A 19,251-nucleotide genomic window follows, 5' to 3' on the forward strand; every position below is an offset into this window, starting at 1 on the left:
CGTGATCAGCTCAAGAGCCCGTACGGACCACCGCGCTCCAGCGCGCGTTGATAGGCCGGCCGCGCATGAATGCGCTCGAGATAGGACATCAGCCTGGGTCGCGAGCCATTGAGCCCGCCGCGCACGGCGGCGGCTTCCGCCGGAAAACTCATCTGGATATCGGCTCCAGTGAACGCGTCGCCTGCAAACCATTCGCTCCTGCCGAGCTCACCTTCCATGAAGTCCAGATGGCTCTTGATGTTCGGCATGATGAACGCCGTCTTGGCCTTTTGGGCGATGGCCTTTGCGATCGGCTTCGCGAAGAAGGGCATCCTGGATTTCTCGACCCTGTCGAACATCAGCTTGAGCAGAAGCGGCGGCATGGCCGAACCTTCTGCATAGTGAAGCCAATAGCGATAGCGCACGGCTTCAGGCGAGCCAGCGGCCGGAGCGAGCTTGCCGTTGCCATAGCGCTCGATCAAGGTTTCGACGATGGCTCCCGATTCAGCGAGCGTCAACCCATCGTCGGTCGTCACCACCGGCGACTTCCCCAACGGATGCACTGCGCGCAGCGACGGCGGTGCGAGCATCGTCTCAGTGTCGCGCTGGTAATGCACGATGTCGTAAGGAAGCGCCAGCTCTTCCAGCAACCAGAGGACGCGCTGCGAGCGCGAGTTGTTGAGGTGATGGACCGTGATCATGAATGCCTTGATGCTGCGCAGGCTTCAGGAACTGAACAGGAAATTCATCACGTCGCCATCCTTGACCACGTATTCCTTGCCTTCCGCGCGCATCTTGCCCGCGTCCTTGGCGCCCTGTTCACCCTTGCACGCAATAAAGTCGTTGAAGGAAATCGTCTGGGCCCGGATGTATCCCTTCTCGAAATCGGTGTGGATCACGCCGGCCGCCTGTGGGCCCGTGTCGCCGATGTGGATGGTCCAGGCTCGCACTTCCTTCACGCCAGCGGTGAAGTAAGTCTGCAATCCGAGCAACGTATAAGCCGCGCGGATGAGGCGATTCAGGCCCGGCTCTTCTTGGCCGATCTCGGCAAGGAACATCTTGCGATCTTCATCGTCCATGTCCGCGAGTTCGGCCTCGATCTTGGCGCAGATGGCAACGACCGGCGCATTCTGCGCTGCCGCATATTCGCGCAGGCGATCCAGGAACGGGTTGTTCTCGAAGCCATCTTCGGCGACGTTGCCGACAAACATCGCAGGCTTGGCCGTGATCAGCGAGAACTGCTTGATCAGCGGCTTGTCTTCCTTGCTGAATTCGACGGCACGAACCGGCTTGTTCTCGTTCAGCGCGGCCTGGCATTTTTCGAGCAGCGCGACGAGCTTGATCGCCTCCTTGTCGCCCGAGCGCGCGGTCTTGGTGTGGCGGTGCAAGGCTTTCTCGACGGTCGACAGGTCCGCCAGGCACAGTTCGGTCTGGATCACCTCGATATCGGAGATGGGGTCGACCTTGCCGGCGACGTGAATCACGTTGTCGTCTTCAAAGCAGCGCACGACGTTCACGATCGCGTCGGTTTCGCGGATGTGGGCGAGGAACTGGTTGCCAAGTCCTTCGCCCTGGCTTGCGCCMGCGACAAGCCCCGCAATGTCGACGAACTCGACGATGGCCGGCACGATGCGCTCGGGCTTCACGATCTCCGCCAATTCGGCGAGCCGCGGGTCTGGTACCTCGACCACGCCGACGTTCGGCTCGATCGTGCAGAAGGGATAGTTTTCAGCCGCGATGCCTGCCTTGGTCAACGCGTTGAAGAGGGTGGACTTGCCGACGTTGGGCAGGCCGACGATGCCGCACTGGAGACTCATGGCGGGGGCTTTCAGAAATCTTTGGGGGAATCGGCGATTTTAGGCGCGCCGCCTTTAGCGAGCCGAACGCCCGCGCCCGTCCTCATTCGAAGCGGAGATTGGCGCCCACGGGCTGCCCGACCCGCAAGGTGTGCTCAACGCCCTGCAACACGATTGCGTTCATGCCAAAGGTGATGGCGCCGTTCACGCGCGCGTCGGCGCGATACGTCCGCAGCGCGTCGCTCACCTCGGGGCTGCTCACGCCTGTTTCGGTATCGATGTCGGGAATCGAGCAGCGTGTGCACGGCTTGACAGGCCGGAGGTTGACCTCGCCTTCGCCCGTGATGACATGCATTGCATCGACGCGGTCTTCGTCATGCGCCTCGGTACCCGCGAGCACCAGATTGGGCCGGAAGCGCTCGATGCCCACCGGGGCATGGCCCGCGGCCGCGAGTCTTGCGTTCAGTTCGGCAAGCGATCCTTCGCTGATCACGAGCAAGGGATAACCGTCGGCGAACTGGTTGAGGGCCTCGATACCGTCCGTCCAGTCGAGGCTCGACAGCCTCCGTTGCTCCGGATCGAAACGGACCATGCGCAGCTTTCGCGGTTGGCCTGGTTCCGAGAGGAAGTCGCTGAACCATTGCGCAGCGAGATCGCCCATGTCGTAGGCGGCGATCTTGTCCTTCCAGACACGCACGCGCGTCGGCGCTTCGACGCGATCGAAGGCAATGTGCAAGGCCAGCATGCCAGGCGCCCGCAGCACCATTTCGGTGTGCCTGAGTTGCGGCCTGATCAGCGCCATGCGCGGCAATTCGCGCTGCGTCACGAATTCGCCTGCCTCGTCGACAACCATCCAGGCGCGATCGAACTCAAGCCCTGTTTCGATGACGAGCGCTTCCGTGACCTCCACGCCAGCGCACGATTTCACCGGATAGACGAAGAGGCGCGCGATTCTGGCCTGGAGATCAAAGTCGGAGATATTCACGGGCGGTTCCTTGGGTCCATGGTCAAGAGCCGCGATTCTCCCGCACAGCGGCACTGGCAAAGGCTCCTCCTACAATGCCGCGATGGCTCTTCCTCCCGAAGTTTGCATTCGCGGCGCCGGCATCGTCGGCCGCACACTGGCGTTGCTGCTGGCCCGCGAGCGCGTGCGCGTGGCGCTGGTAGCGCCTGCCGCTGCGCCAGCCACGGAAGACGTGCGCGCCTATGCGCTCAACACGGCTTCGAAGACCCTGCTCGAGTCCCTGCGGGCCTGGCCCGACGCGGCGCATTCCATGCCGGTACGCGAGATGCTCGTCTACGGTGACGAAGGCGGCCGCGTTCAGTTCAGCGCGGCGCGCCAGAAGGTCGACGCCCTGGCATGGATCGTCGACGTCCCGGCGCTCGAACAGCAATTGAGCGATGCAGTGCGCTTTCAGCCCCGCATCGAAGTCGTGACGGAGCCGGTGCCGGCGTCCCTCACCGTGGTATGCGAAGGGCGCGCAAGCGCCACTCGCGAAACGCTCGGGGTGAGCTACGAAGTCACGCGCTATCCCCAACACGCGATCGCAGCACGGCTCGAAGCCGACAGGCCGCACGACGGCATTGCACGCCAGTGGTTCAACGACAAGGGCGAAGTGCTGGCGCTGCTGCCGCTCGCGGATGCGAACCGCGCCGCAGACGCGCACGCCTTTGACCGCTCGCTGGCGCTGGTATGGTCGGTCGACCAACTGAGAGCGCCCACTCTACTCGCCCAGGGAGAGGACGAATTCAGCGCGGCCCTGCGCGAAGCCACTCATGACTCGCTCGGTGCGCTCACACTCACCAGCCAACGCGCCGCTTGGCCCTTGCAACGCGCCATCGCCGACCGATGGACGGGGCGGCTCGGCGATGGGTCGGCCTGGGCGCTTGCCGGCGATGCAGCGCACACCGTGCATCCGCTCGCGGGCCAGGGCCTGAATCTCGGCCTTGCCGACGTGGCCGCGCTGGCGGAAGTGATCAAGACGCGCGACTATTGGCGCGGCGTCGGAGACGCACGGCTGTTGCGCCGCTACGAACGTTCGCGCCGCACCGACGTGCTGTCGATGAGCCTCGCCACGGACGGACTTCAACAACTCTTCGCCCACAGCGCCGATCCCTTACCGGCGCTGCGTAACTGGGGCATGCGCGGGTTCGACCGCACACGGCTCGTCAAGAACTGGATCGCACGTCAGGCCATGGGCCTGCAATGAACGTCGGAACACCCTCATGAAACCACTCGCGCGCCCTCTTCTTCGTCCTCTCCTCTCGGCAATGGCCTTCCTTGCCTTGGGCCACGCGTTGACGGCCTCCGCCGGGGAAGCCGAAATCCGCAAGAACCTGGCAGAGCGCATTCCGCAGTTCGCCAAGATCGACGAAGTCACCAAGTCGCCGGTTCCGGGCCTCTATGAAGTGCGCGTCAACGGCTTCGAGATCTTCTATACCGACGAGCAGGGCAATTACCTGCTGCAGGGCAATCTCATCGATGTGAAGCAACGCAGGAACCTCACCGAAGAGCGGGTCGAAAAGCTCAGCGAAGTCGCTTTCGACAAGCTGCCGATGAAGGACGCCATCAAGATCGTGCGCGGCAACGGAAAGCGCAGGCTGGCCGTGTTCGCGGACCCGAATTGCGGCTATTGCAAGCAGTTCGAGCGCGACATGACCAAGGTCGACAACGTCACCATCCAACTCTTCCTGTACCCGGTGCTGGGTCCGGATTCGGTCGTCAAGGCACGCAACATCTGGTGCGCCAAGGACAAGGCCAAGGCCTGGAACGACTGGATGCAACGCGGCGTGACACCTGACGCCGGCGAATGCGACACCGCGGCACTCACGCGCAATCGCGAGTTCGGCCAGAAATACAACATCACCGGCACGCCGACGCTCATCTTCAGCGACGGCACGCGTGCACCGGGTGCCATCCCGGCCGCGCAGGTCGAAAAGCAACTTGCCGCTCTCAATTGATGGCTTCGCCGGCCATCCACTACCGCGTGGAGTGCGCGGATCGGAACGCGCATCTGTTCAGCGTCACATTGACGATCGACAAGCCGGCCGCGCTGCAGCGCGTCGACTTGCCGGTCTGGATTCCGGGCAGCTACCTGGTGCGCGAATTCTCGAAGAACCTGCAGAACCTGCGGGCCACGCAGGGGCGGCGCAAGCTTGCGACGCACCAGATCGACAAATGCAGCTGGCAGATTGAATGCGTGCCCGAAAAGGCTCTGGAGCTGCGCTATGAGGTCTGCGCCTACGACAACTCCGTGCGCACGGCATGGCTCGATGCCGATCGCGGGTTCTTCAACGGCACCAGCCTCTGCCTGAGGGTCGAGGGCCTGACCGAGGTGCCACACGGGATCGACTTGGTTGCGCCCGCGACGCCGAAGGACGGCGCTCGCTGGTCGTGCGCCACGGCGCTGAAGCCCCAGCGGATCGATCGCCATGGCTTCGGCAACTATCTCGCATCCGGCTACGACGAACTGGCCGACAGCCCGGTCGAAATGGGCGCGTTCTGGAGTGCCGAATTCGAAGCCTGCGGCGTACCGCATCGCTTCGTCGTCGCTGGCGCGCCGGCTTCCTTCGACGGCGAGCGGCTGCTGGCCGACGCCCAGGCGATCTGCGAGACGCAGATGCGCTTCTGGCATGGCGACAAGGTCGGCAAACGAAACGGACCGAAGCCGCCGCATAACCGCTACGTATTCATGCTCAACGCGGTGGACGACGGCTATGGAGGCCTTGAGCACCGACACTCGACAGCCCTCATCTGCACGCGCCGCGACTTGCCGCAAGTCGGGGCCCGCAAGCAGCCCGATGGCTACACCACGCTGCTCGGCCTGATCAGCCATGAGTACTTCCACACCTGGAACGTGAAGCGCATGCGGCCGGCCGAGTTCTCGCGCTATGACTACGCGCACGAAAACTACACGCGCCTGCTGTGGCTCTTCGAAGGTTTCACCAGCTACTACGACGACCTGCTGCTGCGCCGCGCCGGTCGCATCGACGACGCGAGCTATCTCAAGCTGCTCAACAAGACGATCAACCAGGTGCTCCAGACGCCGGGGCGGGTCGTTCAGTCGGTGGCGGAGGCGAGCTTCGATGCGTGGGTCAAGTACTACCGACAGGACGAGCAGACAGCCAACACCACCGTGAGCTACTACACGAAGGGCGCGCTGGTCGCGCTGTGCTTCGACCTCACGCTTCGCTCCGAAGGCAAGGGCACGCTCGACCAGGCCATGCGTCTGCTGTGGAAGAACAGCGATGGCGGCCCCATCGATGAAGACGACTTCGCCGCCGCGCTCGAAGCGGTCGGCGGCCGATCATTTGCTACGGAAATCGCAAGCTGGGTCCATTCGACGGACGAATTGCCCTTGTCCGATTTGCTGCGGGCGCACGGCGTGGCCACGCTCGACGACCCGGCCCAACGCGCGCAGGAACTCGGCCTGAGAGTGGCCGAGTCGAACGGCAGCGTGCAAGTCAAGACCGTGCTGCGCGGCGGCGCGGCCGAGCAAGCGGGCTTTTCGGCCAACGACGAATGGATCGGGATCGAATTGCCGGCGAGCAAGGGGCGGCCGGCTCAGGCATGGCGGCTCGCTCGCCTCGACGATCTTGCCCTGTACCTGGGCACGGCCAGGAAGCTGACAGCGCTCGTGGCACGTGATCGCCGCTTGCTGCGCCTGCCGCTCACAATGCCCACGGGCGTGACGACGTGGCGCCTTTTCGCGCAGGATTCCGTCAAGCTTTCCGGCTGGCTGAGTCGCGCCTAGGCTTACGGCCTGTCGCCGCCTGCGGACTGTTCAAACAAAGGAGATACGCATGAACTACGAGAACATCGAAGTGCGGGTCGAAGCCGAAAAGGTCGGCATCATCACGCTCAACCGCCCCAAGGCACTGAACGCGCTCAACGACGCGTTGATGACCGAGCTGGGTCAGGCACTGAAGGACTTCGACGCGAATTCCGCCATAGGCTGCATCATCGTCACCGGCAGTGAGCGCGCATTCGCGGCCGGTGCGGACATCTCCGCCATGGCCAAGTACACCTTCCTGGATGCCTACAAAGGCGACTTCATCACACGCAACTGGGAAATCATCCGGCAGATTCGCAAGCCGGTGATCGCTGCGGTCGCGGGTTTTGCGCTTGGCGGCGGTTGCGAACTGGCAATGATGTGCGACTTCATCATCGCGGCCGATAACGCGAAGTTCGGGCAACCCGAAATCAAGATCGGCGTGATCCCCGGCGCGGGCGGCACGCAGCGGCTGCCACGCGCGGTCGGCAAATCCAAGGCCATGGACATGGCGCTCACGGCCCGAATGATGGATGCGGCCGAAGCGGAGCGCGCCGGGCTGGTGAGCCGCGTCGTTCCCGTCGACAAACTCGCCGAGGAAGCCCTTGGTGCTGCCCTGGTGATCGCAGGCTATTCGCAGATTGCCGTGATGGCCGCCAAGGAGTCGGTCAACCGCGCTTTCGAAAGCGGCTTGTCAGATGGTGTGATGTTTGAACGGCGGTTGTTCCATGCGCTGTTCGCAACGGCGGATCAGAAGGAAGGCATGGATGCGTTCCTGAACAAGCGCGCTCCTGATTTCAAGCATCAGTAGCATCAAGCATCGGTGTGCGCACTCAGGGCGTCTGCGGCGACTCAGGCGCTGCCGATGCCTCTGGCTGCTGAACGGCATGGCTGAGCGCGTCCCGCAACGCGGACAGCGACGGACTGGAAGGCATTCCCGTCGCCGGCGGCGTCTTCCCCTCGCGCCAACGCACCTGCGAGCCCGCGATTTCGAAGACGGCGAGCACTTCGCCCTTGCGCTCCAGCGACACCCGCCACTCGGGCGCTGCTTTCAGTGTCTGAGCGCCGACCGCCGATATGGCGGCGGATCCAAGCAGGGCATTCAGGTCGCGTGCCTCTTCACGCGAGAAACTGTGAGACTCTCCGCCGCGCCGGCTGATCGTGATCCGACTCCATTGTGAGAGGGCCGCGAAGGTAGGAGGATCGGTCGCCTCGGTTCGGACCGATGAAGACGACGGGCGGCTCGCCGCAGGGGCTGCGGGCGGCGGTGGGGCATCGGCGGGCCTTGGCGCGGATGTTTCAGCTCCCTTCGGGGGCGTGCCGGGTGGCGAATCTGGCAAAACCAGCCGCGCGACGGTGTTCGACGGCGGCACCGGCGCAGGCTTGGTCGGAGGGAGCGGGCTTCCGGCTCGCTGATTTTCCGCGGTGGCTGGGCGCGGCGGCTCTGGTCGAGGCGTCGGCTGAGGGGCGATGCTTACTGGCGCTGACGCTGGCTCCGCCGGCTGGGCGAGTTCAGCAAGCGGCGCGGAGTGGTTGACTGATCCGATGTCACCTGAAAGGGGAAGCGTGTTTGACTGCTGCTCGGCCTGCGGCGTCGGTGCAACCACCCGTGCTTCATTGACAGGACGCGGAATCGGAACGGGGTCGCGCTGCAAGAAGAACAATGCGACGACGGCAAGCAGCACCGCAACGACAGCCGCGCTTCGAAGCAGGCGTGAGCCTTTGCCTCTGCCCCTTTGGACGAACACACTTCCCCATCCGGAATGCGCCGCACGTTCGAGCTCAGCCTCGGCCTCTTCAGGATCCAGCGCACCCACGGCATCGTAGGCCCTCCTCAGGATGCCCTTGCGCAGCCGCCAGTCGGGCACGACGCTGTGGTCCGGCGCGTGTTCAAGCGCCCGCCACACCTGACGATCGTGCAGATCGTCTGCTCCCTCGTCGGCATCAGCGTCGACAACCGAGAGGTACCGTTCCATGCAAGCACGAAGCTTCTTCAGGCCGAAGCGCAGCCGGCTTCTGACCGTTTCGATGTCGACGTCGAGCGTGGTCTCCAGCACTTCCAACGTAAAGCCGGCCTCATGGCGCAACAGGAAGGCGGCACGCTGGTCCTCGGGCAGTTCGTTCAGGCAGGCCAGCAGCCGGCGGCCTGCCGCGCGCCAGAACGCAAGCTCTTCCATTGAAGGGGAAGAGGCATCGGCAGACTCGCTGCCGCCTTGCAGCAGTCCACGGCTGAACAGCCGAGCCGCCTCCAGTCCGTCGCCGTCTTCGTCGTGCGCATAGAAGGCGACCTCGTGACCACTGATCCGCAGCCGCTCGATGGCAAGGGTGTGCGCGACGGTGAAGGCCCAGGTGCGCCAAGCGATGCCTTGCGGCGAAAAACTCTCGCGCTCGGAGATGATGCGCGTCCAGGTCTCCTGGAACACCTCGTCCGCCTCAGGCGCGAGCCGAATGCCCAACAGGCGCCGGACGAACCGATACAACGCGCTTTCATGTCGTGCGTAAAGCAAGTCGAAGGCCGACGTGTCGCCGCCCACATAGGCAAGCGTCAGTTGATCGTCTGGCAGGGCTTCAAGGGAAACGGAAATCGCGTCGGGCGCAAGCATCCGCTGATTTTTACCTCACGTTGAACTCGCGAGGCTGTCGTGCGCTCGCCGAAAGAGTCCGCATCCCCATCGAGCGCTATAGGACAGCTCGGAAACAGCTATAATTTTGGGCTCGGCTCTTTAGCTCAGTCGGTTAGAGCGATGGAATCATAATCCACAGGTCCGCGGTTCGAGTCCGTGAAGAGCCACCAGTCAAACCGAGATCAAGCCGGTAAGCGCCCCTTCCAGGGTCCGCTTACCGGCTTTTTTCAGGTCTGCACGCGGTTCAACGCCCGATTCGTTCAGTTTCCGCTCAGGCACGCGTCGTACTCAATGTAACAATTACGTGTTACAAATCGAGCGCCGGAGGACGCATGCCAAATCTGATCCTGATGAAGGGTTCCGCCGCGACCAAACAGGTCGCCTTGCACCCGACCGAAACCACCATTGGCCGAGGATCAACCAACGACGTTGTGCTCGATTCCATGCACGTCAGCCGCAGACACGCCATCGTGACGATTTCCGGCTCGGTGGTCACGATCAACGATCTCGGAAGCCGCAACGGCCTGTTCGTCAACGGCATTCGTGTGGCATCCCACGCCTTGGCTGCCGGCGATGAAATCTCGATCGGCTCTTTCAAGCTGCGGTTCCTCGCCAGCGAGCATCATTTCTCGACAGACGCTTTACGTCTCATGACAACGCCCGAACTGCTCGCCGAATTCGACCGGACGCACGAGACCTCCCCGGCGCGGGTTTGATCGGCGCATCGATCGCGCCAACAAGCTCACGCTCCTTTCGCGCCGATCGATCTCCGGGCAAACCATGACAGGTCGCGCGCAATGGACGGCGAGGTGCGCCAGACAATCGGCGTCATGCGTCCTGGCCAGATCATCGTTCTTGCAACCCCGATCTTCTTCCTGCTGATCGGGATCGAGTTCTTCGTCGCCAGAAGGCGCGCCAGCCGCGGCACCGGCCCGGACGCCTACCGCCTTTCGGACACGATCAACAGCATCGGTCTAGGCATGCTGAGCCAGATCACTGCCGTGCTGACCGGACTGCTGCGCATCGGCATCTATACGGCGTGCTGGTCCGCCTTCGCGCTATTTCCGAAGGAAGACTTCTGGATGCAGTGGTACGGGTGGCTGCTGGCACTGGTCTTCTACGACTTCTGCTATTACTGGCTGCATCGCTTCGGCCATCGAAGCGCAGTGCTGTGGGCGGCGCACGTGGTGCATCACCAAAGCCAGCACTACAACCTGTCGACCGCCCTGCGCCAGACTTCCAGCGGAGCGCTGCTGGGTTGGATCTTCTATCTGCCGATGGCTGTCGCCGGCGTGCCGCCGCTGGTTTTCGGCGTGGTCGCACTGATTGACCTGCTTTATCAGTTCTGGGTCCACACGGAGCAGGTCGGGAAGTTGGGGTGGTTCGATCGATGGTTCTGCTCCCCATCGAACCATCGGGTGCACCATGCGGTGAATGACCGCTACGTGGATCGCAACTACGGTGGAGTGCTGATCATCTGGGATCGCCTGTTCGGGACCTTTCAGGAGGAAGACGAACGCTGCGTCTATGGCACTCGCAGCCCGCTTCAAAGCTGGGACCCGATCTGGGCCAATGCCGAGGTGTATTGGGCGCTGGCCCGCGACACCTGGCGCACGGGTCGCTGGAGCGACAAGGTGCGGCTCTGGCTCAAGCCACCGGGTTGGCGGCCGGCGGACCTTGCGGTGCTCGATCCCAAACCTGCTTTCGAGATCACCCGGGTACATCGCTACGAGCCGCCGGCGTCGCGTGGCGTGCAGGCTTTCGCCACTGCGCAGTTCGTTGCGCTGCTGGCGGGCACAACCGTTTTCCTTTGGTATTCGGATGGGCTTTCGTTTGGCTCGGCAGTGGTATGGCTCGCGGCGCTGACTGCCGGCCTTTGGGCAACCGGCGCGGTGCTCCAAGGCCGCCTGACCGTGATGGAGGTTCTCTTCGTCGATGCCGCCGCGCTGGCCACCGCAAGCGGCGCGCTGTCGATTGCAAGCCTGCATGTCGTCTTCAAGCCGCTGGCGTTGATGATCCTCGTCGCCTTTGCCTGGACGCGTGTGCGCGCAATGACCGCTCCTCGCGGCTTCTTGCTGCTGCTGGCCGGGCTCGTGGCCTCTTTGGCGGGCGACGTGTTGCTGATGTGGCCGCAGTTGTTCGTGCCAGGGCTCGTCTGCTTCTTGCTGGCACACCTTGCATACATCGCGCTCTTTGCAGTGGGCGTGGGCACGTTTCCGCGGCGCGGCGCCCTCGGGGCGACGCTTTCGGTCGGCGGGCTCATGTACGCGTTCCTGTGGTGGGGCGGGCTGCCGGCGGCCCTGCGCATACCGGTTGGAATGTATGTGCTGGTGATCGCCTGCATGGCGGCCCAGGCTCTGGGGCGTGCGGCCGTGCTGGGCGATACGCCCGCCCGGCAGGTTGCGCTGGGGGCTTGTCTCTTCATGCTGAGCGACGCACTGCTGGCGACCAACCGCTTCGTGCATCCGTTGCCCATCGCATCGCTGTGGGTGCTGGCCAGCTACTACGCGGCGCAGTGGTTGATTGCCGCCAAGGTCCGCCCGATGCGCACCGCAGCAACGCGCTGAGCCGCCGCTCGGCTCAATTGCCGAACATGTCGCCGTCGCGCTGTGGCGGAGCGACCCCCAGGTGCCGATAGGCTGCCAACGTGGCAATGCGCCCGCGCGGCGTGCGCTGCAGATAGCCTTGCTGGATCAGGTAGGGCTCGATCACGTCCTCGATCGTGCCGGACTCCTCGCCGATGCTCGCGGCGATGTTGTCGAGCCCGACCGGGCCGCCATCGAAGCGATGGATCACTGCCTCGAGCAGCTTGCGGTCCATCAGGTCGAAGCCCTGTGGATCGACGTCCAGCATGGCGAGCGCCTTGTGCGCCACGTCTGAAGTGATGCGGCCATCGCTCTTGACCTGCGCGTAGTCACGCACGCGGCGCAGCAGCCGATTGGCAATGCGCGGCGTGCCGCGCGATCGGCGGGCGATCTCGAGCCCGCCGGCATCGTCCATCGGCACCGCCAGGAGCCCCGCGCTTCGCCGCACGATGAGCGCCAGTTCGTCGGCGGTATAGAACTCCAGCCGTGCGACGATGCCGAAGCGATCGCGCAGCGGGTTGGTCAGCATGCCCGCACGTGTGGTCGCACCGACGAGCGTGAAGGGCTGCAGGTCGAGTTTGATGCTTCGCGCCGCCGGGCCCTCGCCGATCATGATGTCGATCTGGTAGTCCTCCAGCGCCGGGTAGAGGATCTCCTCAACGACAGGCGAGAGCCGATGGATCTCGTCGATGAACAGCACGTCGTTGCGCTCGAGGTTCGTCAGCAGCGCGGCGAGGTCCTTGGGCTTTTCAAGCACCGGGCCGGAAGTCTGGCGCAGGTTGACGCCAAGCTCGGCCGCGATGATGTGCGACAGCGTTGTCTTGCCCAGCCCTGGAGGGCCGAACAGCAGCACGTGGTCGAGTGCTTCGGCGCGATGGCGCGCTGCCCCGATGAAGATTTCAAGCTGTTCGCGGACTTTGGCTTGCCCGACGTATTCGTCGAGCAGCTTGGGTCGCAGCGCCCGCTCGATCGCCTCTTCATTGGGTGAGGCGGGTGCGGCGGACACCACGCGCTGTGGGGCCGGGGCGAAGTCGTCGGTCTGGATGGTCATCGGGCGATAGGCTGAGGGCGCAGTTTAGTCGGCCCTGCGGCAGAATGCGCCACCGGGAAAGGGGCGATGAGCCTGTCATGTGCAGATCATGAACGACAACGATCGCGCGCTGTGCGCCACCACTGCCGGACTTTTGCGCGCGAGCGGATCGCTTGCCATGTGGGGACTGGCGCTTTCGTTCATTGCTGGCCTGGTGCTCGCGCTGACCGGCCGCTCGCTGCCGTCGGTGGCGTGGGCCGCGTACGCGGTGGTCGCGCTGATCGGAATCCCTGAGCGCTACATGGCGCTTCGCCTTCGACTGGACGCCGAGGTGTTTGCGAGCCTTGCACGAGGCGCAATCAATTCGCTGGCCAATCTCGACGGCGGCCTCGAAAAACTCGGGCTCCGGCGCGCGGCCGACGTGTCGAGACCGCTGGCAGAGCGCATCGTGCTGGCCCGCCAACTGATGCAGCGGCACGGCATTGCGGTGACTGTGCAGACAGTGGCCTTTGCGATGGGCCTGGCTTTGCAGGACTGGCGCTGAGCCTGTCCGAAGCTACTTCGCCAGGGCCCTCAACGCCAGCTTGATCCCTTCGCCGACCGCCACGTCTTTCGGCAATGCCTTGAGCGACGCTGCGGCTTCCTTGTCGCTGTAGCCAAGCGCAATCAGCGCCTGGAGGATGTCGGCCTGCGAATCCGTGGCCGCGTGCGCAGGCAGTGCAATGTCTGCGCCGAGCTTGCCTTTCAACTCGAGCAAAAGACGTTCCGCGGTCTTCTTGCCGATGCCGGGAATCTTGACCAGACGACCGGCTTCCTGCAGCGTGATGGCCTGCGCCAGCTCGCTCACGCTCATGCCGCTCAGCACACCCAACGCGGTCCGCGGCCCCACACCGGAAATCTTGATGAGCTGGCGAAACGCCGCGCGTTCGGGCGCGGTGCCGAAGCCGTACAGGACCTGCGCATCCTCCCGCACCACGAAGTGCGTGAGCAACGACACGCGCTCGCCGGCCGTCGGCAGGTTGTAGAAGGTGCTCATGGGCACATCGACTTCATAGCCGACGCCGTTGCAGTCCACCACCACTTGGGGGGGATTGCGTTCGGCCAGGATGCCGGTGAGTTTGCCTATCATGGATGCCCTTTACGCTTTTGAAATGAAATCCGCGTGATTCTGCGACACACCTTCGCCCCGCCCAACAACACGCGCCTGGGACACCTCTGTGGCCCGCTGGACGCGAACCTGCGGCGCATGGAAGAGGCCCTCAACGTCAAGATCGCTCACCGGCACGAGCAGTTCAAGATCGACGGCCCAAAGGCCAACGCGGAGCGGGCGATGGACGTGCTTCAGGCGCTTTACGAAATCGCGCAGCGTCCGATCGATGCGGCCGTCGTGCAATTGACCCTCGCCGGCGACGGCTCGATGACGGAAGCCGAAGACGGCGCCCTGCTCCTCGCCACGCGGCGCGCGGACCTGCGCGCACGCACGCCCAACCAGAGCGTCTATCTTCAGAACATCGCGGACCACGACATCACGCTCGGCATCGGTCCGGCCGGAACCGGCAAAACCTACTTGGCGGTGGCCAGCGCCGTCGACGCGCTGGAACGCAGCGCCGTGCAGCGTATCGTCCTGACGCGGCCTGCGGTGGAGGCCGGCGAGCGGCTCGGCTTCCTGCCGGGCGACCTGACGCAGAAGGTCGACCCGTACCTGCGCCCTCTGTACGACGCGCTCTATGAGCTGATGGGGTTCGATCGCGTCCAGAAAGCCTTCGAGCGCAATGCGCTGGAAATTGCGCCGCTGGCCTTCATGCGGGGCCGCACGCTCAACAATGCCTTCGTGATCCTCGATGAAGCGCAGAACACCACGCCCGAGCAGATGAAGATGTTCCTCACGCGCATCGGATTTGGCGCCAAGGCGGTGGTGACTGGCGATGTCAGCCAGATCGACCTTCCGAAGGCGCAACTGAGCGGGCTGATCGACGCAGAGCGCGTGCTCAAGCGGGTCAATGGCATCGCCATCACGCACTTCACGAGCGCCGACGTCGTTCGGCATCCGTTGGTGGCGCGCATCGTCGATGCCTATGACAAGTCGCGCAAGACGCGCGCTGCGAGCTGACGTGGCGCTCGCCAGCTTGTCGCTGTCCTTGCAATTCGGGAAATTCAAGGGCGTGGATCGACATCGCACCGCCCTTCCCCGCCACAGCGTAGCGCGCTGGATCCGCCACGCGCTGGACGTGGACGGCGAGATCACCATCCGGATCGTCGACGCGGACGAAGGCCAGCGACTCAACCGCGAGTTTCGGGGCAAGGACTACGCCACGAACGTGCTCACCTTCGATTACACGCAGACGCCGGTCGTGATGGCCGACCTGGTGTTGTGTGCACCCGTGGTCGCACGCGAAGCCAAGGAGCAGCGCAAGACCTTGGCAGCGCACTATGCGCACCTGCTGGTACACGGCACCTTGCACGCGCAAGGTTGGGATCACGAAACGAGCGACGAAGACGCCGAAGCGATGGAGGCCCGCGAAATCGAGATCCTCGCTGGGCTTGGCATCAGGAATCCCTACTGACCGGCGCCCCAGGTTCCCTCAAGGTCAAGGGGACATCTGCAGCGGAATGGTCACCGGGCCATCGTTCAGAAGGTGTACCTTCATGTCGGCGCCGAATTCACCCGTTTGGACGACCGGATGTGCAGCGCGCGCCTGGGCCACGAAGTAGTCGTAGAGACGCCGGCCTTCGTCCGGTGCTGCCGCTTGAGTGAAGCTCGGGCGATTTCCGCCGCTGACGTCGGCCGCAAGCGTGAACTGGCTCACCACGAGCAATCCTCCGCCGATGTTCTGGACGCTGAGATTCATCCTGCCGGCGGGGTCCGAGAAAATGCGCAGCTTGAGAATCTTCGCCAGCATGCGATCGGCCTGTGCGTCGCCATCCCCACGTTCGGCGCACAGCAGGACAAGCAGACCCGCATCGATCGAGCCCGCAATGCGGCCGTCGATTTCGACGCGGGCAGAAGCCACGCGTTGCAGGAGCGCCTTCATGGCGCCTGTTCCTTTCGCGTTGCGCGCGCTTCCATCCCCAGCGGGAGCAATTGGATGGTCACCCTCAAACCGGGTATGGCATCCATGAGTGCCTGCTCGAGTCCGTCGCGCAGGGCTGCGGCGCGTTGGAGCGGCCATGCCCCAGGCACATGCATGTGCAAGTCGGCGAAGCGCCTCTGGCCCGCTCGTCGGGTGACGATGTCGTCGAAGCGAAGCTGTGCGCCTTCGGGCACAGTTGCCGCGAAGTGTTCGAGCGTGGCCTTCAATTGCGCCTGGTCCCCGGGATCGAGCGCCTCGTCCATCAGACCCTGCGACGATCGCCAGACGAGCTTCACACCTTCTCGCGCGATGTTGAGTGCCACGCCGATGGCAAGCAGGGGGTCCAGCCACAACCATCCGGTCAGCGCGACCGCTGCGACGCCCACCAGCACCGCGCCGGAGGTCCACACGTCGCTCAGCAGATGCCTTGCATCCGCTTCCAGTGCGATCGAACGGTGCGTTTGCGCGGCCTTGAACAGCACCCATGCCAAAGCGCCGTTGAATACCGAACTCAGGACCGAGAGCGCCAAGCCCCAGCCGACCTGTTCGAGCGGCTGTGGCGAAAGCAGCCGCACGAGGGCCGCCCAGATGATGGCGACGGCCGCGCCGATGATCAGAATGCCTTCGAAGCCAGACGAAAAATACTCCGCCTTGTGATGCCCGTACGGGTGATCTTCATCGGCGGGCCGTGCCGCGATCGTGACCATGGCCAGCGCAAAGGTCGCGCTCGCAAGATTCACGAAGGACTCCATGGCGTCCGAGATGAGCCCCATGGAATTGGTGATGTACGCCGCCCAACCTTTCAGGAGAATGGTGACGACCGCCACGGCGACCGAGACGCCGAGGAGGGTCCGCGGGCTCAATGCGGCAAGCTTCAGGAGATGCGGGTTCGATGACAAGAACGAGTGCCGGGAAGAGGCTGAAGAGGCTGAAAACCGCGGCCGATCTTGGGGCGCCCTTGCAATCCTGCTCGGGCAAATACTCGCGTAGTATCTGCGCGCGTACACGAATCAAAGCGAAATCATACGTGATCAAAAGTCTCGCCATGGGCCTGTGCGGCCTCACTTTTTCCTGTGCGGGCGTTGGCGTACACGCGCAGTCTTCCCCGACCCAATCTTCCGCCATGACCACGCCGAGCCCGGCCGCGATCGATGCGCACGCGGGCATCATGAAGACGGTGCGCGGCGACGTCCACTTGCTGAGCGCCAATGGATCGTCGCGGACCGCAAGCGCGGGCGACCTCCTGGCCCCCATCGATCGAGTGGTCACCGGAGTCGATTCCGGCGCGAGCGTGGTTTTGCGCGACGGCACCAAGATGGTTGTCGGGCCCTCTTCTCGCCTGGACGTCAAGGAGTTCCATTTTGATGCAACCACGCAGGAGGGCGGCATGCTGGTCTCGCTGTTGCGGGGTTCGCTGCGCATGATCACAGGCCTGATTGGGAAGGCGCATCCGGACGCGGTGCGGGTCGAGACGCCCACTGCCGTGATCGGCATCCGTGGGACGGACTTCATCGTCGAAGCGGACGCTCAACCGTGATGATCAGTCGCTTTTCTTCGATCGTGGCGATCGCGCTGTCAACGCTGATGGCCGCCTGCTCGACGCCCGGCACCCGTGTCGTTCTGCTGCCGCAAGCGGACGGGAAGCCTTCCGCCGTCGTCGTCAGCACCGAGGACGGCGAAGAAACACTTTCCAAGCCGTACCAGCGAGCAACGGCAGCCGCTGGGGCACGAGGCGCGCCGGTGGTCGACGAAGCCGATCCCGCCCAAGTCAAGTCCAGGAACAAGGAACTGTTCGATCTCATGCCGCCGCCGATGCAGCGCTATACGGTCTATTTCGAGCCAGGCGAGACGGTACTTACCGCACAGTCGCAAGCGGTCATGAACGAGGCGCTCACTGCCGCCTTGGCGCGAAGCGGAGGCGAGATCGTCGTGACGGGCCACACCGACACGGTCGGAACCGTAGCGCGCAACGACGAACTGTCTCGCAATCGGGCCGCTCAGATTCGACAGATCCTCCTGGAGCGCGGATTCCCGTCGGCCCGCATCGAAGCCGTCGGACGGGGTGAACGCGAACTCGCGGTCCAGACCCAGGACGAGGTCGATGAATCACGCAACCGCCGCGTGACCATCGAAGTCCGCTAATCAGGTCAGGTTGATGCGCGCGAACTTGCGCTTGCCGACTTGCACGACGTAGCTGCCTGCGTTCAGCTTCAAGGCCTTGTCGCTGACGACACTTGAATTGACACGCACGCCGCCACCATCGATCAGGCGGTTGCCCTCAGACGTCGACGACGCAAGACCGGTCTGCTTCAGCAACTGCGCGATCCCCAGTGGAGCCCCGCTCAAGGCGACTTCTGGGATTTGATCGGGCACGCCGCCCTTGCTGCGGTTGATGAAGTCCTGCTCGGCGGCCTCAGCCAAGGCTGCGCTGTGAAAGCGCGCGGTAATTTCCTTGGCCAGCGCAACCTTGGCGTCCTTCGGATTGCGGCCTGCCTCGACTTCGGTCTTGAGGGCTGCGATCTCGGCCAATGATCTGAAGCTCAGCAGCGTGTACCAGCGCCACATGAGCGTGTCGGAAATGGACAGCACCTTGGCGAACATCGTGTTCGGTTCCTCGCTGATCCCGATGTAGTTGTTCTTGCTCTTCGACATCTTCTCGATGCCGTCCAGCCCCTCCAGCAGTGGCATAGTGAGTATGCACTGCGGCTCCTGACCATATTCTTGCTGGAGATGCCGGCCGACCAGGAGGTTGAACTTCTGGTCAGTGCCCCCCAATTCGAGATCGGACTTGAGCGCCACCGAGTCATAGCCCTGCATCAGCGGGTAGAGGAACTCATGGACCGAAATGGACTGGCCGGCCTTGAAGCGCTTGCTGAAATCGTCGCGCTCCATCATTCGCGCCACGGTGTATTTGGCGGCCAGCTGGATCATCCCGCGTGCGCCCAGCGGATCGCTCCACTCGGAGTTGTAGCGAATTTCGGTCCTGGCCGGGTCGAGTACGAGGCTGGCTTGACGATAGTAGGTCTGGGCGTTGGCTTCGATCTGCTCGCGCGTCAGGGGCGGACGCGTACTGTTGCGGCCCGACGGATCGCCAATGGTGGTCGTGAAGTCGCCGATCAGGAAAATCACCGTATGACCGAGATCCTGCAGCTGACGCATCTTGTTCAGCACCACTGTGTGGCCGATGTGTATGTCCGGCGCCGTAGGGTCCAGGCCCAGCTTGATCCGCAACGGCGTGCCCGTCGCCTCCGAGCGCTGGAGCTTTCGCACCCATTCGTCCTGGGGGAGCAGTTCGTCGGTTCCGCGAAGTGAAATCTCGAGGGCTCGTCCTACGCCTTCAGAGAGATTTACGCTTGTAACAGCAGGGGTGTTCATGTGCTAAACGGGCAGTTTT

20 protein-coding genes and 1 tRNA gene are annotated in these 19,251 nt (G+C 63.8%); 12 read left to right on the forward strand and 9 right to left on the reverse strand.

The window, feature by feature from the left end; all coding sequences use genetic code 11:
* Positions 1–5 precede the first annotated feature (5 nt).
* From AC1DSF_RS00915 to AC1DSF_RS00925, 3 genes are all read right to left on the reverse strand, one after another.
* Complete coding sequence (locus AC1DSF_RS00915) at positions 6–680, reverse strand: glutathione S-transferase (RefSeq protein WP_478124840.1); 675 nt, start codon at positions 678–680, stop codon at positions 6–8.
* Between the two features lie 24 nt (positions 681–704).
* Positions 705–1,796 carry a redox-regulated ATPase YchF gene (gene ychF / locus AC1DSF_RS00920; RefSeq protein ID WP_478124841.1) on the reverse strand — a complete coding sequence of 364 codons (1,092 nt, stop codon included), beginning with the start codon at positions 1,794–1,796 and terminating at the stop codon, positions 705–707.
* A gap of 82 nt (positions 1,797–1,878) precedes the next feature.
* Positions 1,879–2,760 (reverse strand): MOSC domain-containing protein, encoded by an 882-nt coding sequence (locus tag AC1DSF_RS00925; RefSeq protein WP_478124842.1) that lies wholly within the window; start codon positions 2,758–2,760, stop codon positions 1,879–1,881.
* 82 nt (positions 2,761–2,842) lie between these two features.
* Here AC1DSF_RS00925 and AC1DSF_RS00930 point away from each other — a divergent pair, with 82 nt between their 5' ends.
* Genes AC1DSF_RS00930 through AC1DSF_RS00945 form a run of 4 tightly spaced genes read left to right on the forward strand, consistent with a single transcriptional unit; the run spans position 2,843 to position 7,358 of the window.
* Positions 2,843–3,985: an FAD-dependent monooxygenase gene (locus AC1DSF_RS00930; protein ID WP_478124843.1), complete on the forward strand. Its 1,143-nt coding sequence runs from the start codon at positions 2,843–2,845 to the stop codon at positions 3,983–3,985.
* Positions 3,986–4,001: 16 nt separating this feature from the next.
* Entirely contained in the window at positions 4,002–4,736 is a 735-nt protein-coding gene (locus AC1DSF_RS00935) for a DsbC family protein (RefSeq protein WP_478124844.1), read from the forward strand.
* On the forward strand, positions 4,736–6,529 hold the full coding sequence (locus AC1DSF_RS00940; protein WP_478124845.1) for a M61 family metallopeptidase: 1,794 nt from the start codon (positions 4,736–4,738) through the stop codon (positions 6,527–6,529). The genes AC1DSF_RS00935 and AC1DSF_RS00940 overlap by 1 nt, the downstream gene beginning before the upstream one ends.
* A 49-nt stretch (positions 6,530–6,578) precedes the next feature.
* Complete coding sequence (locus tag AC1DSF_RS00945; protein ID WP_478124846.1) at positions 6,579–7,358, forward strand: enoyl-CoA hydratase; 780 nt, start codon at positions 6,579–6,581, stop codon at positions 7,356–7,358.
* 22 nt (positions 7,359–7,380) lie between these two features.
* Here AC1DSF_RS00945 and AC1DSF_RS00950 read toward each other — a convergent pair whose 3' ends face one another.
* Positions 7,381–9,150 (reverse strand): sigma-70 family RNA polymerase sigma factor, encoded by a 1,770-nt coding sequence (locus AC1DSF_RS00950; RefSeq protein ID WP_478124847.1) that lies wholly within the window; start codon positions 9,148–9,150, stop codon positions 7,381–7,383.
* 114 nt (positions 9,151–9,264) lie between these two features.
* Here AC1DSF_RS00950 and AC1DSF_RS00955 point away from each other — a divergent pair.
* The 3 genes from AC1DSF_RS00955 (at position 9,265) to AC1DSF_RS00965 (ending at position 11,738) form a co-directional block, all read left to right on the forward strand.
* Positions 9,265–9,341 (forward strand) — tRNA-Met (locus tag AC1DSF_RS00955).
* A gap of 180 nt (positions 9,342–9,521) precedes the next feature.
* Entirely contained in the window at positions 9,522–9,887 is a 366-nt protein-coding gene (locus tag AC1DSF_RS00960; protein WP_478182171.1) for an FHA domain-containing protein, read from the forward strand.
* Between the two features lie 114 nt (positions 9,888–10,001).
* On the forward strand, positions 10,002–11,738 hold the full coding sequence (locus AC1DSF_RS00965; RefSeq protein WP_478125276.1) for a lysoplasmalogenase family protein: 1,737 nt from the start codon (positions 10,002–10,004) through the stop codon (positions 11,736–11,738).
* 13 nt (positions 11,739–11,751) lie between these two features.
* On the opposite strand, the gene ruvB is transcribed toward AC1DSF_RS00965, so the two are convergent.
* Entirely contained in the window at positions 11,752–12,807 is a 1,056-nt protein-coding gene (ruvB, locus tag AC1DSF_RS00970; protein WP_478124880.1) for a Holliday junction branch migration DNA helicase RuvB, read from the reverse strand.
* Between the two features lie 88 nt (positions 12,808–12,895).
* Here ruvB and AC1DSF_RS00975 point away from each other — a divergent pair, with 88 nt between their 5' ends.
* A complete protein-coding gene (locus AC1DSF_RS00975; protein ID WP_478124881.1) occupies positions 12,896–13,330 on the forward strand; it encodes a hypothetical protein in 435 nt (144 codons plus the stop codon).
* Positions 13,331–13,342: 12 nt separating this feature from the next.
* Here the strand turns inward: AC1DSF_RS00975 and ruvA are convergent, their stop codons facing one another.
* Positions 13,343–13,915 (reverse strand): Holliday junction branch migration protein RuvA, encoded by a 573-nt coding sequence (ruvA, locus tag AC1DSF_RS00980; RefSeq protein WP_478124882.1) that lies wholly within the window; start codon positions 13,913–13,915, stop codon positions 13,343–13,345.
* 33 nt (positions 13,916–13,948) lie between these two features.
* Between ruvA and AC1DSF_RS00985 the strand changes: the two genes are divergently transcribed.
* The gene (locus tag AC1DSF_RS00985; protein WP_478124883.1) at positions 13,949–14,896 is read left to right on the forward strand and encodes a PhoH family protein; all 948 of its coding nucleotides are present in this window, start codon (positions 13,949–13,951) and stop codon (positions 14,894–14,896) included.
* Position 14,897: 1 nt separating this feature from the next.
* Positions 14,898–15,350, forward strand: a complete 453-nt coding sequence (ybeY, locus tag AC1DSF_RS00990) for an rRNA maturation RNase YbeY (RefSeq protein WP_478124884.1) — start codon at positions 14,898–14,900, stop codon at positions 15,348–15,350.
* A gap of 24 nt (positions 15,351–15,374) precedes the next feature.
* Here ybeY and dtd read toward each other — a convergent pair whose 3' ends face one another.
* The gene (dtd, locus tag AC1DSF_RS00995) at positions 15,375–15,818 is read right to left on the reverse strand and encodes a D-aminoacyl-tRNA deacylase (RefSeq protein WP_478124885.1); all 444 of its coding nucleotides are present in this window, start codon (positions 15,816–15,818) and stop codon (positions 15,375–15,377) included.
* Positions 15,815–16,756: a cation diffusion facilitator family transporter gene (locus AC1DSF_RS01000; protein WP_478182172.1), complete on the reverse strand. Its 942-nt coding sequence runs from the start codon at positions 16,754–16,756 to the stop codon at positions 15,815–15,817. The genes dtd and AC1DSF_RS01000 overlap by 4 nt, the downstream gene beginning before the upstream one ends.
* A gap of 224 nt (positions 16,757–16,980) precedes the next feature.
* Between AC1DSF_RS01000 and AC1DSF_RS01005 the strand changes: the two genes are divergently transcribed.
* Complete coding sequence (locus AC1DSF_RS01005) at positions 16,981–17,394, forward strand: FecR family protein (RefSeq protein ID WP_478124887.1); 414 nt, start codon at positions 16,981–16,983, stop codon at positions 17,392–17,394.
* Positions 17,394–17,999, forward strand: coding sequence for an OmpA family protein (locus AC1DSF_RS01010; protein ID WP_478125277.1), 606 nt, complete (start codon positions 17,394–17,396; stop codon positions 17,997–17,999). The genes AC1DSF_RS01005 and AC1DSF_RS01010 overlap by 1 nt, the downstream gene beginning before the upstream one ends.
* Here the strand turns inward: AC1DSF_RS01010 and tyrS are convergent, their stop codons facing one another.
* On the reverse strand, positions 18,000–19,232 hold the full coding sequence (tyrS, locus tag AC1DSF_RS01015; RefSeq protein WP_478124888.1) for a tyrosine--tRNA ligase: 1,233 nt from the start codon (positions 19,230–19,232) through the stop codon (positions 18,000–18,002). It abuts the gene before it with no gap.
* Positions 19,233–19,251: the final 19 nt, after the last annotated feature.

The organism is Variovorax sp. 01N429 (genome assembly GCF_056399425.1).